At 42.4% G+C, this 14,930-nt stretch carries 11 protein-coding genes and 1 other RNA gene; 3 read left to right on the top strand and 9 right to left on the bottom strand.

What is annotated here, in order from left to right:
- Window positions 1-756, top strand: a 756-nt coding sequence (locus AOG26_RS08070) for a hypothetical protein (protein ID WP_054562025.1), incomplete at its 5' end; no start/stop codon positions are given.
- A gap of 444 nt (window positions 757-1,200) precedes the next feature.
- Here AOG26_RS08070 and ffs read toward each other — a convergent pair.
- Together ffs and AOG26_RS08075 are read right to left on the bottom strand one after the other, a co-directional pair.
- Window positions 1,201-1,297, bottom strand: an RNA gene (ffs, locus tag AOG26_RS20485) — signal recognition particle sRNA small type.
- A 136-nt stretch (window positions 1,298-1,433) separates the two neighbouring features.
- The gene (locus AOG26_RS08075) at window positions 1,434-2,297 is read right to left on the bottom strand and encodes a DUF3014 domain-containing protein (RefSeq protein ID WP_054562026.1); all 864 of its coding nucleotides are present in this window, start codon (window positions 2,295-2,297) and stop codon (window positions 1,434-1,436) included.
- A 134-nt stretch (window positions 2,298-2,431) separates the two neighbouring features.
- Here AOG26_RS08075 and AOG26_RS08080 point away from each other — a divergent pair, with 134 nt between their 5' ends.
- Window positions 2,432-3,577: a patatin-like phospholipase family protein gene (locus AOG26_RS08080; protein ID WP_054562027.1), complete on the top strand. Its 1,146-nt coding sequence runs from the start codon at window positions 2,432-2,434 to the stop codon at window positions 3,575-3,577.
- A gap of 7 nt (window positions 3,578-3,584) precedes the next feature.
- On the opposite strand, the gene AOG26_RS08085 is transcribed toward AOG26_RS08080, so the two are convergent.
- Window positions 3,585-5,558 (bottom strand): monovalent cation:proton antiporter family protein, encoded by a 1,974-nt coding sequence (locus AOG26_RS08085; RefSeq protein ID WP_054562028.1) that lies wholly within the window; start codon window positions 5,556-5,558, stop codon window positions 3,585-3,587.
- A 139-nt stretch (window positions 5,559-5,697) separates the two neighbouring features.
- On the opposite strand from AOG26_RS08085, the gene AOG26_RS08090 reads away from it, so the two are divergent.
- Window positions 5,698-6,594 (top strand): GGDEF domain-containing protein, encoded by an 897-nt coding sequence (locus AOG26_RS08090; RefSeq protein WP_054562029.1) that lies wholly within the window; start codon window positions 5,698-5,700, stop codon window positions 6,592-6,594.
- A gap of 25 nt (window positions 6,595-6,619) precedes the next feature.
- Here AOG26_RS08090 and AOG26_RS08095 read toward each other — a convergent pair whose 3' ends face one another.
- The 6 genes from AOG26_RS08095 to lpxB form a co-directional block, all read right to left on the bottom strand.
- A complete protein-coding gene (locus AOG26_RS08095) occupies window positions 6,620-6,964 on the bottom strand; it encodes a hypothetical protein (protein WP_054562030.1) in 345 nt (114 codons plus the stop codon).
- Window positions 6,957-8,267 carry a tRNA lysidine(34) synthetase TilS gene (gene tilS, locus AOG26_RS08100; protein ID WP_054562031.1) on the bottom strand — a complete coding sequence of 437 codons (1,311 nt, stop codon included), beginning with the start codon at window positions 8,265-8,267 and terminating at the stop codon, window positions 6,957-6,959. Before tilS ends, AOG26_RS08095 begins: the two co-directional genes overlap by 8 nt.
- 91 nt (window positions 8,268-8,358) lie before the next feature.
- Entirely contained in the window at window positions 8,359-9,315 is a 957-nt protein-coding gene (accA, locus tag AOG26_RS08105) for an acetyl-CoA carboxylase carboxyl transferase subunit alpha (protein WP_054562032.1), read from the bottom strand.
- A 16-nt stretch (window positions 9,316-9,331) separates the two neighbouring features.
- Window positions 9,332-12,823, bottom strand: coding sequence for a DNA polymerase III subunit alpha (gene dnaE / locus AOG26_RS08110; protein WP_054562033.1), 3,492 nt, complete (start codon window positions 12,821-12,823; stop codon window positions 9,332-9,334).
- Complete coding sequence (gene rnhB, locus AOG26_RS08115; RefSeq protein WP_054562034.1) at window positions 12,823-13,428, bottom strand: ribonuclease HII; 606 nt, start codon at window positions 13,426-13,428, stop codon at window positions 12,823-12,825. Before rnhB ends, dnaE begins: the two co-directional genes overlap by 1 nt.
- Window positions 13,418-14,575 (bottom strand): lipid-A-disaccharide synthase, encoded by a 1,158-nt coding sequence (gene lpxB / locus AOG26_RS08120; RefSeq protein WP_054553105.1) that lies wholly within the window; start codon window positions 14,573-14,575, stop codon window positions 13,418-13,420. The genes rnhB and lpxB overlap by 11 nt, the downstream gene beginning before the upstream one ends.
- Between the last annotated feature and the right edge of the window lie 355 nt (window positions 14,576-14,930).

Here is a 14,930-nt window from a genome sequence, read left to right on the forward strand (position 1 = left end):
CTGGTTCTTCACATTGATATAGCAAAAGCTAAGCGTCTAAATAATAAAGCGATTCTTATTAGATGGCACAAATTATTCAAAAGTACATTCCTTTGCCAACGGTTCTTAAATGGCGAATTACTAACACAAGCAGAGCTTTCTGCGGTTAATACCAGGGTAAATTTATATCGTGAGAGGCTCAGCAGTATTAGTTGGTTTATGCGAGTCCTTAACGAGGGTATTGCACGAAAAGCGAATCAAGAAGATGAATGCAAAGGACGGTTTTGGGAAGGTCGCTTTAAGTCACAAGCTTTACTTGATGAAGCAGCACTTGCCGCTTGCCTCGCTTATGTAGATTTAAATCCTGTTAGAGCAAAAGCGGCTGATTTACCCGAGCAATCTGACTACACCAGTATTAAATCTAGAATTAATGCAGCTCAAAAGAATAAGCAACCGAAATCACTTATGCGCTTTGCAGGTAAACCACGAAAACATATACCTAAGGGACTACCATTTGAGCTCAAGACATATCTGCAACTTGTAGATTGGACAGGCCGCTCAATACGAGAAAATAAGCCTGGGAAAATCCCAGATAATACGTTACCAATACTTGAAAGATTAAACATTTGTGCAGAAAACTGGCTCACACTTACTACTTCCTTTACTCGCTCATTTAAAAATACTGCAGGTAAAGAACAAGCAATCACAGCTTATACAAATCATATGAAACGAAAACGAAGAAGCTCTATTAGCACTAGTCGTGCACTATTTGCCTAAACCGAAACTCGAAAATGTTTAAAGTAGCCTTACCCTTGGGCTAAGCTTGCCCAAAGTCAGGCCCTAGTCAGACAATGCCCCACAAAATTTTGTAAACATAACATTTTGATGTACAGATTAATTTAGTTAATTAATTTTGAGCGACTAAACTAGTTGCTCTTAGAGTTAGCTATTAAAAACTTCTACTATAGTGGGTGTCTTAATAGTTTTTATAATCTGTACCTGACTGACAGTGTCTCCTTCAAATCAATCATGTACATAAAAACGAAGTTCACATTTTTAATGTGTGTGTGTCTAATTAACTCTAAAGTGGATGTCTCGATAACTTAAAAAAACATACTTAAAGTTAAGTTTAATTAATACAGAATAAAAAAGAGTTCTAAAGAAAGCTTTAAAATGGAATTTAAATGAAGAAAGTCACCCAAAGGAGATTTTGGGTGGCAGTCTTACCAGCCGCATCTCGGCACACACGTCACACGCTGTGGCTGCTCCCTTCCGGGCCTGACCAGGTTCACCTGCTAGTGTTGCGAGAGGACCAATAAGACTACCATTGAGGGCCTTGTTTGGCGCGGGAGGGATTATCTCTACTTTTAGCCTGTTATTCAAGGGATATTCGAAAAAGAAAGTGCGATTGCATACTTGGTATACAATCGCACTGTCATTAAGGGGGTTATCGCTTACTTTTCAAGTTCAGCTTTGATGTTGCGCAGTGCTGCTTTCACTTTTTTCATATTTTCTGGGCCCATACGCAGTAATTGTTTTTGCGCATCAGGTAGGTTTTCCCACTCAGAGTAAGCATATTGATACGTAACTGAGTTGCGAACAAGTGGCATATCACCTTTTGGCTCTGGCGTATCAAGTAGTACGTCAATAGCCTCTTCTAGCGTGCCTGTGAATGCATCACCTTCGTAGCCAATTTCTGCATAAGCTTCGTTGATAAGTGGTTTGTATTCATCATACATACGAATTACTTGGGCCGCGCTCAGGCTGGTAAATAGTTTTACGTATGGCGTGTAGCGCTCATAACTATTTGGGTCGATTGTTAAAATGTCGCCCTCAATAACTTTAAATGACTCTTTAGGGCGCTCAACAGGTGCATGGCTTAATGCCACTTTACCTTTGGCGATGTTATCAACATACACAACACCACGGCGAATAAGATCGTCGGTCACCATTAAGCTCATCACTTGGTCACTTAGTAACTCATCCATACGGGCAACAACCACTTCATCGCTTTCATTTAACGTTGGTAATGGTTCAACTTCTGGAACTGGCTCTGGAGTGCGCTCTGGAGCAGTGTCCACTACAACTGGTTCTGGCTCAGGCTCTGTCACTTCAGACTCTGGTTCAGGCTCTTGGTACTCAACAACTGGCGCTTCTTCTGCAACAATATCTTCAACAACTTGCACTGGTTTATCTTCAGGCTTCAATAAAATAAACGCTGCCACACCAGCAACAAGAATAAGCACAACCACCGCAAAAATCAGGTTGTTATTTGATGAACCCTTTTGTACTTCAGGCTCTGACGAATGCTCTGACATAGACACTCCCTTAAAAATAAAACAGATAAAAATACGAAAAAACCATTTAGCCTTGAGCTAATCTTTGCTTCTTCTAGCTTAAAGACTTACAGTTGATAAATAAAGTAAAGACGCACAACTATTTAAATGCAACCATGAGCAGTAAGTTAAAAAAAACACAGCACTCTAAAATCGCTTTATTACTAACAGGTGGTGGCGCGCGAGCGGCTTATCAAGTTGGTGTGCTTAAAGCGATTACGCAAAGCATGCCTCGCACAGCACCGCTACCCTTTACTATTATTAATGGGACATCAGCTGGCGCCATAAATTCCGCTGCATTAGCATGTTATGCATCGTGTGCGCATTTAGCATGCAAAAAACTTGAATGGGTGTGGAAAAACTTTTCGACTTCTCAGGTTTATAAAAGCGACTTTTTAAGTGTGTTTTTGCATATTACTCGCAACATGCTTACGAGTTTTCAATCTGAACATATTAATCACCCACCTGCGAGCTTGCTAAATAATAAGCCTCTTAGAAAGTTACTACACGAAATACTCGATTTATCGCGTATCGAACGAAATCTACATAAAAACTACCTAGATGCAGTATCGATTACCGCTTCGAGCTATACCACGGGTGACTCTGTGGCCTTTTTTCAGTCACTTACACAAAAGCCGTGGCGCAGAGCAAAACGTGAGGGGCAAGCAACCCGCATTAATGTTGAGCACTTAATGGCATCGAGCGCTATTCCGATGGTGTTCCCGAGCGTGAATGTTTATAACCACTATTTTGGCGACGGCTCTATTCACCAACTTTCGCCACTGAGTCCGTCGGTTCACTTAGGTGCAGAAAAAATCTTTATTATTGGTGTTGATGAACCAAAAGAGTTGCACCCACCGGGTTACCAGCCTCATTACCCGGGCCTTTCTAATATTGCAGGTCACTTACTCGATAGCGTCTTTACCGACACGCTACAGTCTGATTTAGAACGTTTACAGCGTATCAATCGCACGCTGAGCCTATTACCTGCCCGCGACAAACACCAAGAGTTAAAACAAATCGAAACATGCGTGATCAACCCATCGCAAAACTTTAATGCAATCGCCGCTCAGTTTTATGATGACATGCCTATGGCAATCAAACTGTTACTACGCATGATAGGCGTGAAGAAACGTTCACAATCGAGTTTAACTAGCTACTTACTGTTTGAAAAACGTTATACCCAAAAGCTCATTGAAATTGGCTACCAAGATGGTCTTAAAAAGCTACCTGAAATTCGTAAATTCTTAGAGCTGGAGTAGCTATTAGCTACTCCATACCATCGAGTAAAAACCTCTCTACCCGCTCTACTCGGCGAGGCTTACCTTGCAACACTAAAATATCACCTGCCAATAAAATAGTTTGTGATGAAGGTGCGTCAATTTCTCGGTCTTGTCGGCGCAGCGCTCTAACCGACACACGGCGCTGCTCAAGTTTAAGCTCACTAATTTTCTGATTAACCGCATAAGCGTGTTCTGGCAGAGCTATAACATGTAAATACTCAAGCCTATCTGAACTTGCCTCTTCGCCATCGAGTTTATCGCCAGTGAAAAAGCCATTTAAAAACTTATAACGATTGCGCCGCTCTTTACTTACACGGCGAATGATCCGTGTCATCGGCACGCCAGACATATAAAGCACATGCGAAACTAACATGAGGCTTGCTTCAAGGGTTTCTGGTACAACCTCAGTAACACCTAGCTCTTTAAGTGTTTCCATCTCGGTGTCATCGCGCATCCGTACCAGTATCTTCACGTCAGGAGCTATTTGCTTGATGGCATCAACAACAATTTGCGTTTGCTCAAAATCAGTAAAAGTAATAATGACTAGCCTTGCCCGCTCTACGCCCGCTGATTTTAAAATATCTTTTTGATTTACATGGCCAAAAATAACTGGCTCGCCAGCCGCTTTTGCTTCTTGCAATAAGATGGGGTTGCTCTCAACCGCGACGTATTCAATAGCTTCTGGTTTTAAAAAGCGTGCTACGGTTTGCCCCACACGAGAAAAGCCACAAATCACAATATGATTTTGATACAAGGGGCTACTTGTCGCAGGCTGCTGCCAATACTGCCCTGCATGGCTTAAAAGGCCAAGTTTTTTAAGAATAAGCGGTGTTTTTTCAATAAGGTAAGGCGTTAGCGCCATTGAAAGTACGCCAACTGCTATTAAAAACGAAGCTTGCTCTGAGCTTATCAGCAAATGCTGCGAAGCAAGTGCAATTAACACAAAGCCAAATTCTCCCATTTGCCAAAGCATAATACCCGCCGATACCGCATCTTGCTTACGCTCCCCCATCACTTGCGCAGAAATTGCGAGAACTGCTATTTTAAATAGCAATAAACCAATTAATACAGCGATGATCCAGTACCAACTATTAAGTACATAGAGCGCATCTAACTGCATACCGACGGTCACAAAGAATAGCCCCATCAAAATATCGCGAAACGGTCTAATATCGGCTTCTAGTTGGTGACGATAATGGCTTTCTCCTAACATCATGCCGGCTAAAAAGGCACCTAACGCCATCGATAAACCAAATAGGTAAGTCAGGCCTGCGGCAAACAAGGCAACCAATAAAGTCGTTAGCATAAATAGCTCATCGGTTCTTACCAGCGCTATTTCGCTAAACACTTTAGGCAAAATCCATTTACCTATGCCGAACAATAAAATACACACTAAAGCGCCTTTAGTGAGTGCAAGAGCCAATGCTCCAGCAATTTCTTCAGAGCCACTTTGAGCCAGTAGAGGATAGACAATGAGTAAAGGAACAACGGCAATATCTTGAAACAACAACACCCCTATTGCCAACTGGCCGCGGCGCTGGTTTAAATCTCCAGACTCTTTAAGTAACTTAACCACCACCGCCGTTGAAGATAGCGCCATTAAACTGGCGATGGTAAAACTATTTAAAAGGCTGTGCTCTAACAGCAGTAAAATCAGCATAAATACAATGCTGGTCACCACGACCTGCAAGGAGCCAAGGCCAAAAACAATATTTCGCATTGCCATTAAACGCGGCAACGAAAACTCAAGCCCTAAGCTAAACAGTAAAAATACAATGCCAAGTTCGGCAACAAAGTGCATTTCGTGGCTTTGCGCCATCCAGCCAATACCATGACTCCCCGCCAACACGCCGGTGGCAAGATAAGCAAGAATAGGTGGTAAACCAATTCGTTTGAAGAACCAAACAAATAATACGGCAGCGACGAGCAAGCCAAACACTTGAATCAGCACATTTTGCAAGCAATAAACTCCCTTCTACTTGATGATAAAGCTGTACCCTACCTTAAATATAGCAACCATCTGTTTTTCAGCCAGTTTAAAAATGTGGCACAAATCTCGCTAAGTATGAGTATCTAAACACTCCGGGGGGAGAATTATCATGGAAAATGTCCATATTTTGACGCAGCGGGTGTCTGCGCGAGGCGAGTTTCTGCCGTTTTCGGCAGAGCATTACCGAATAAATGAAACAAATAGTCCACACGATTTGGTCGCAAGATTACAAACTACGTTATCAATCGAAGAAATTTTGACAATTTTTGCCGAACACGCAAAACAACTGATCAATTTATCTGGATTACAGTTCCAATCTGCACTCGGAGTGTCACAAAGTGCTGGCAGCGATACCAGTCAAACACCGTACTCTTTTGATTTAGATATCGAAAGTGAGCGCTTAGGGCAGTTAATTTATTTTAGCCAGTTCCCTATGGGTAAAGCGATTGAAGCAAAATTAAAGCAGCTTCATACAGCACTCGTTTACCCATTACGTAATGCGCTTATGTATACCCGCGTATTACGTTTAGCGACTAAAGATGCGCTAACAGGCTTAAACAACCGTAGTCAATTTAATGACAGCTTGGCACAAAAGCTAGAACGTTGCCGCCGTCAGCATCGTCCATTTAGTTTAATGCTGCTTGATTTAGATAACTTTAAACAAGTTAACGATAACTTTGGTCATAAAATTGGCGATGATGTACTGCAAGAATTTGCTAATGTATTACGCACTAGCGTGCGTGGCACTGACTCTATTTTCCGCTTTGGTGGAGATGAATTTGCATTATTAATCGACGACCCTGAATTCACCACTAATAAGGTAATTGCTGATCGTATTATGAGTTTGGTTGCTAGCTCAGGGTTGATGGCTCAATATGATGTAACATCAAGCATTGGTTATACACTCGCCAATAACCAAGACTGCGAAAACGAAGTGTTTGCCCGTGCTGACAAAGGTCTTTATAAGGCAAAAGCTGCAGGAAGAAACTGCGCAAGAGCTTACTAATTGAGTAAAAGCCTAGCATCCCCCGCTAGGCTTTTTTGTTTATAAATTTATAACCAAGTAATACTAACCAAAAACCAGCGAAGAAGCCGCTTAATAAGTAAAGCAAGGCAGCCATGGTGGTAAGGGGCGATACCATCACTAAAGCCAACGGCGTAAGTACGCCCAGAATAAAGAAAATACCACCTTTGCCTGACCAGTAACCTAGCAGCAATAATGAGCAAACTAAGCCGCCAGCTAGTGCATAAAAAAGTGTATTTATTGTCAGCTCTGCATAAGCAAAACCGGCAACTACAGCTACTAGCACCGACAACGCAAAGCCAAGTGGTGCCTTATTAACTAGTGATAAACCAACATGTGGTTGTTCACTCATAGAGTGTCTCCCATAGAATTCCATCTTCAACACTGTGCTGCTCACTAATAAAGTAGCCAACTACTTGCACAAGTTGATCGTTATAAAAAATTAGTGGTGTCTGCGCACGTAACCAAGGAGCTACTTTGGCATCTTTAAACCAATGCTTTAAAGTATTTGAGCCGGGTTTATGCAAAGGCTTTATACGCGCTTGTGGCTTATTAAATTCAACCCTTACTTGCTCATCCGGCTTTGGTTGTCTAATACCCTTACCCGCTTTCACTATTAGTTTTCGGCCACCAATCAGTTCAACGCTTTGCAAAGCAATATCCATCGCCTCAGGTATTGCCTGCTCTTTCACAAAGTACCAATGTTGCTGATGCCGACGAACATCGCCGCTTTGCAAACAAATTTTTAACTGGGCATCAGTTTTTGCCGTTAAACCTTGCTCAATAATTTGCTGTAGCTGATTCTCTGAAGGTAGTTGATGGGTAAACTGATTCAGCCACGCACGTACAAGGTTTGCTTGTCTGGGCTTACTAAACCCCGCAATTGCATCGCAGCTTAAACCACCCTGTGAATTTTGGCAGTTTGTAAGGTCGCTTTGAGTATATTCATCGAGCAGTGATTGCTGCTTTTGTAACAGCCGAATACTGCGCGCTGCACTTTTTTCAAACCCTTGAAAACGCTCCGTTAAAATGGGCAGAACCTGATGACGTAAAAAATTGCGGTCAAAGCGCTCATCAACATTTGAATCATCGGTGATATGGGTAATAGCAAATTCACTGGCAAATTGTTCAATTTGCTCACGAGTGATATTAATCAGCGGTCTAAAACATACACGCCCAGACGCTAACAATCGCGTTTGTGGCATCGATGCTAAACCCTGCAAGCCAGAACCACGCTTTAGACGAAGTAAGAAGGTCTCAAGTTGATCATTTAAGTGCTGACCAAGCAGTATTACACTACCTGGTATACAGTTTTCGTCTAGTGCTTGGTAACGAGCCTCTCTTGCTTGTGCCTCAAGTGATGTACGCGAGCGCTCATAAATTTCAACGTGCACCGCTTTAAATGCGACATCGAGCTCTTCACACAGCGATTGGCAAAACCCCTGCCACTTATCAGCATACTTGCTCAAACCATGATTAACATACACAGCTTCAATTTTAAGTTCTGAGTGCTGCTGTTGAGCTTGTTTTATTAAATGTAACAATACAACCGAATCAACACCGCCAGATAAGGCAACGCTAAAGCTACTTTGCTGAGCGTTCAGTAAAGGCTGCAATTGTGCTAAAAAATGGTGGTATAAATCTGATGTTTGCATTTAAAACCAATGAGTATACAAGCGTCTTTGTTATCGGCATTATAAAACAAAAAAAGCCGCAAAAGCGGCTTTTTTCAATTTTAAGCTGTGTTTAGCAATAGCCAAACGACATTAAACGTTTGTAACGCTGATCAAGCATTTCATCTAGTGAAAGGCCTTGTAAGTCAGCTAGGTCACGCTTAAGTTGGTTTTTAAGGTTACGCGCCATCGCATCGTAATTACGATGTGCGCCACCAAGTGGCTCATCAATTACGTTGTTGATTAAATCAAGCTCTTTAACACGTGCAGCTGTTACACCCATGGCTTCTGCAGCTAATGGTGCCTTGTCTGCGCTTTTCCATAAGATTGATGCACAACCTTCTGGCGAAATTACAGAGTAAGTGCTGTATTGCAACATGTTAACGCGGTCGCCCACACCAATTGCTAATGCACCACCAGAACCACCTTCACCGATAACAGTACAGATAGTTGGTACTTTTAACGCAGCCATAACTTTAAGGTTACGCGCAATTGCTTCACTTTGACCACGCTCTTCAGCGCCAACACCTGGGTATGCACCTGGAGTGTCGATAAAACTCATGATTGGCATTTTGAAACGCTCAGCCATTTCCATTAAGCGTAATGCTTTACGGTAACCTTCTGGCTTTGGCATTCCAAAGTTGCGTTTAATTTTTTCAGCCGTGTCACGCCCTTTTTGTTGGCCAATAACCATCACTGGTTGACCTTCAAAACGTGCAACACCACCTAAAATAGCTGGATCGTTAGCAAAAGTACGGTCGCCTGCTAGTTCGTCAAATTCCGTGAAAATGCGCTCGATGTAATCACGAGTATAAGGACGCAACGGATGACGGGCTAACTGAGAAACCTGCCAAGCACCTAATTCAGAGAAAATTTTCTCTTTCATTTCAGCACTTTTCTCTTTTAATCGACTGACTTCCTCTTCTAATCCAAGGTCTAATTCGCCAGCGCGGCTTACATTTTGTAATTCTTCAATTTTTGCTTCTAATTCTGCGATTGGAAGCTCAAAATCAAGATAATTGAGGCTCATGCTCTAAACTACCTAATTAATTAAATTCTAGTTCTACATCTTGCGCCGCCATCAGCGATAACTTATGAAGCAAGTCATCACTCGGCGTAACACACCATTCGGTTCCTAAGGTAATCTCAGCCAACGCATCCGGACGTTGATAGAATACTTTAATAGGACAAGTACCAAACTTATAAGGTTCCAGTACTTTTTGTAAATTATCGAAGAAGTTCGCCTCGATCTGCACCATATTCAAGGTCATTTTAATCGCTTTTATACGTTTTTCTCGCGCCTCAGCGATGGTGCATATGTCTCTAGCGGTCATTGTAATGCCACCAGAGAAGTTATCAAAGCTGACCTGTCCAGATATTACCAAGATATTGTTTACTTGCAGCAAATCTTGGTACATTTCAAACTGTTCTGGGAATAAGCGTACATCAATACGGGCACTCTTGTCATCTAAAGTTACAAGACCCCATCGATTTCCCTTTTTGTTTATCAAGGTACGGGCAGAAATCACTAAGCCTGCAGCCGTTGACTGCACATCGCGGTTAGTGGGTTGTAAATCAACCAGCCTTCCTGATGTATAATGCTTTAACTCTTTACGATACTGATTAATTGGGTGGCCAGTTAAATACAGACCTAAAGTTTCTTTCTCACCATCTAGCCACTCATTGTCGGTTAAATCTGTGGCTTTGATAAATGCTTGTTCAACTTCATCTGGCTCTGTGGCAAGTAATCCAAATAAATCTGCCTGCCCTAATGACTCAGCCTTATGATGCTGATCGGCCGCTCGCATGGCATCTTTTAAGCTTGCTAATAAGGTTGCACGGCCAGGTTGGGTTTTATCTGGGCCAAGTTGATCGAGCGCTCCGGCATAAATAAGCTTTTCAACAACTCGCTTGTTTAAACGCTTTAAGTCAACACGGGCACAAAAATCAAATAAGTCCTTAAACGGGCCACCTTCGCTACGGGCTTCTAAAATAGCTTCAACAGGCGCCTCACCAACCCCTTTAATGGCACCGATACCGTAAACAATTTCACCTTGTAGATTAACCGTAAACTTGTACTCACCGGCATTTACATCTGGCGGTAACAAGGTCAGTTTCATGTTTTCACATTCATCTACCAAGGTAACAATTTTATCGGTGTTATCCATATCCGCCGACATTACCGCAGCCATAAACTCTGCTGGGTAGTGGGTTTTCATCCACAACGTTTGGTACGATACTAAGGCATAAGCAGCTGAGTGAGATTTGTTAAAACCATAACCTGCGAACTTCTCTACCAAGTCGAAGATTTTCATTGCAAGTTCGCCGTCAACTCCGTTATTAACAGCACCTTCTTCGAAGGTTGAACGTTGCTTTGCCATCTCCTCTGGTTTTTTCTTACCCATCGCACGACGCAGCATGTCAGCGCCACCTAGCGTATAACCAGCCAGTACCTGCGCAATCTGCATTACCTGTTCTTGATAAAGAATGATACCGTAGGTCGGTTCTAGAATGGGTATCAAGCTATCGTGTTGCCACTGCACATCTGGGTAAGATAACTCTTCGCGGCCGTGCTTACGGTCGATAAAGTTATCTACCATGCCTGATTGCAATGGACCAGGGCGGAATAGTGCTACCAGTGCGATCATATCTTCGAAGCAGTCGGGCTTTAGACGACGAATAAGGTCTTTCATACCACGAGATTCTAACTGGAATACCGCGGTGGTTTCGGCGCGTAGCAGTAACTCAATACTTGGCTTATCATCAAGTGGAATAGCGTTGATATCAACTGGCTCTTTACCCTCTCGGGCTAAGCGCTCGTTAGTCATATCAATTGCCCATTGCAAGATGGTAAGTGTTCTTAGACCTAAGAAGTCAAACTTAACTAAACCCGCCGTCTCAACGTCGTTTTTATCAAATTGCGTTACCGGGAATTTACCCTCATCATCACAATAAAGGGCTGCAAAGTCAGTGATAGTGGTTGGTGATATTACAACACCACCAGCGTGTTTACCGGCGTTACGTGTACAGCCTTCAAGGATGCGACACATATCAATAAGCTCTTTGACCTCTTCATCACCGTCGTAGGCTTCTTGTAAACGAGGCTCAACATCAAACGCTTTAGCCAAGGTCATACCCGGATCGCCCGGTACTAGTTTAGAAATACGATCAACAAAGCCGTAAGGGTGACCAAGTACACGGCCTACGTCACGGATAACCGCTTTTGCAGCCATGGTACCAAAGGTGATGATCTGAGATACCGCGTCACGACCATAAAGTGCCGCTACGTGATCAATTACCTCATCACGCCTATCCATACAGAAATCGACGTCGAAATCGGGCATTGAGATACGTTCTGGGTTCAAGAAACGTTCGAATAGTAAGTCAAATTCAAGCGGATCAAGGTCGGTGATCTTCAGTGCATAAGCAACCAATGAACCAGCACCAGAACCACGCCCTGGACCTACCGGAATATTGTTATCTTTACTCCACTGAATGAACTCCATTACGATCAAGAAGTAACCCGGGAAACCCATTTGGTTGATTACGTCGAGCTCTATTTTCAGACGCTCATCATACTCGCCACGTTTCTCTTTACGCTCTTGCTCATCTGGGAATAAAAACTGTAAACGCTCTTCAAGGCCATCTTCAGAGACCTTAACCAAGAAGTCTTCAATTTTCAGCGAACCGGTTGGGTAATCTGGTAAGAAGTAAGTCCCGAGCTGTACGGTCACATTACAGCGCTTAGCAATTTCAACGGTGTTTTCTAACGCTTCAGGAATATCGCTAAATAGCTCAGCCATTTGCTCTGCTGTTTTAAGATATTGCTGCTCAGAAAAACGTTTTGGTCTACGTTTATCTTCTAAGGTGTAACCGTCATGGATTGCTACGCGGATTTCATGGGCTTCAAAGTTTTCTGGTTTTAAAAACACCACTTCGTTCGTTGCCACTACAGGTAACTGCTCTTTTGTGGCAAGCTCAACAGCTAGGTGTAAATAATCTTCTTCTAAAGCACGCTCAGTACGAATAAGCTCAATGTAATAATGATCGCTAAAATGTTGCTTATAAAAGCTAACGACCGATTCAATAAGCCCAGGGTTACCTTTTAATAGGGCTTTACCTAAGTCGCCATCTTTAGCGCCAGATAATAAAATCAGGCCATTTTTGTGCTCCACCAGCCATTCACGGTCAACCACAGGGCGGTGAAATAGATGTCCACGCTGGTACGCTTTAGAGATCAATAAAGTAAGGTTTTTATAACCTTCGTTATCTTTCGCTAAGATGGTAATTCGGCTAGGTTCATCTTCAAATTCAGGGCTTCTTAACCAAAAGTCTGCGCCGACAATAGGCTTAATACCAGCGCCATGGGCAGCGCCATAAAAACGCACCAAACCACATAAGTTCATCTGATCGGTGATAGCCAACGCAGGCATTTGCAGCTCTTCTGCTTTAGCGACAATTGGCTTAGTTTTAGCTAGGCCATCCACCATTGAGAAATCTGAGTGAACACGTAAGTGAACAAATTGTGGCGCAGGCATTACAGTTGCTCTCCTTTTAACGCCAAAATGCGCTGAACAGGTTTAAAGCTTTTACGATGCTCTGCAATAGCACCGTATTGTTCAAGTGCTGCAAAGTGTGCTTTAGTTGGGTAACCTTTATGGCCTGCAAAACCATAGTCAGGGTAACGCTTATCAAGCTCAATCATTTCTTCGTCACGAGCAACTTTCGCTAAAATAGATGCTGCTGAAATCTCTTCAACTAGGCTATCGCCTTTTACTACCGCCTGTGCTGGCACAGTTAATTGGCTAGGCACACGGTTACCATCAATAAAGACAAACTCAGGCTTTACGCTTAAGCCTTCAACCGCGCGGCTCATCGCGAGCATAGTGGCATGCAAAATATTTAACTCATCAATCTCGCTTGGACTACAACGACCAATAGCATAGCAAAGGGCTTTTTCTTTTATTTCTGCAGCTAATAATTGACGTTTTTTGTCTGATAACTTTTTAGAATCTGCTAACCCTGCAATAGGCTTATTTGGGTCCAATATTACCGCAGCGGTAACAACATCACCCACTAATGGGCCACGGCCAACTTCATCTACACCAGCAATATAATTAACATTCGGTCGTTCAATTTGCATTTAGTAACTCCGCGACTGCTGCTGCAGCTTGTTCATTGGCATTTAATCTAATGTTTTTATGTATGGCTAAAAAGCGCGCTTTTAGTTCGCTGTTATCGGTATTCAACATAGGTGTTAGCGCAGCCGATAGGTTTTCAACATTACATTCAGTTTGTAAGTATTCTGGAACGAGTTCTTCATCGGCTAATAAATTAGGCAACGAGAAATACTTAATGTTAAAAGTAAATAAGGTTTTGAAAATCCAGTAACTCAGTGGCTTAATTTTGTAGCCCACAACCATCGGCTTTTTGTACAGCATACCTTCAAGCGTTGCGGTTCCTGAGGCAAGTAAAATGGCATCAGCCGCTTGCATTGCAAGGTTTGACTGACCATCCAATAATTGCAGTTTTAGATCAGGGGCTGTTTTTTCTAAAATTTCACAAAACTGTGCTTTTCGTTTTTCATTGACTAACGGAACCACAATTTTAAGGTCAGGGTTTTGCGCTTGCAATTTAGCCGCTGTTTCAATGTAGGTTTCGCTTAAAAGCCCTACTTCAGAACCTCGGCTACCTGGTAACAACGCAAGTACTTTATCAGTTTGTGCTAAACCTAGTTGGTTACGAGCCTCGGTTTGGTCGTGCTCAAGGGCAATATCATCAGCCAAAGTATGACCCACAAAGGTACAAGGTACATCGTGCTTATCGTAAAAGGCTTTTTCGAACGGTAATAATGCCAGCACTAAATTAGTGGCGGCACTGATTTTATGAATACGTTTTTCGCGCCACGCCCACACTGATGGGCTAACATATTGTACTGTTTTAATACCCGCCTCTTTTAACGGTTTTTCGACACGTAAGTTAAAGTCAGGGGCATCGATACCAATAAATACATCTGGTGGGTTGTCGATAAAATGCTGCACCAATTGTTTGCGTATTTTTAGTAGGCGCGGTAATCGGCCTAGTACTTCAACTAGGCCCATTACAGATAATTCGTCCATATCGAATAATGTTTTACAGCCAGCCGCTTGCATACGCGGGCCTGCAATCCCTTCAAATATGGCATCCGGAAAACGGCGTTTAAGTGCTTTTACTAGCCCTTCACCTAAAATATCACCTGATAACTCACCTGCCACCAAGGCAATACGTAACGGCTTTGTTTGTTCTTTCATTCGTTGATAATTCGCAACTTTTGGCACTAATAAAAACGAGTTTACCGTGTTTTAGCAGTCGGATAAATGTCACAGAGTTAATAAATACTAGAAATCGAAATTAGCCTGCCTACTTGCTCATTGGTTGAGCATTTATTTGCGCGTGTAGCCTGCAGGTTTACTCGCTACTATCTAAAAAGAGCTTAAAAAAGAATAAAATAAGCCATAGCAAAACGGCTTTTTATAACGATTAAATATTTGAAACTTTAGAGCTTTATCTCTAATCTGTAGAAAAGGTGAGCAGGATTAATTCATCTTTATTTCGTATTTTCCTATTGACTAAAATGAATACAGGTTTAATATTTGCAAAGTTTCA

This window comes from Pseudoalteromonas sp. UCD-33C (assembly GCF_001306895.1).
GTDB lineage: Bacteria > Pseudomonadota > Gammaproteobacteria > Enterobacterales > Alteromonadaceae > Pseudoalteromonas.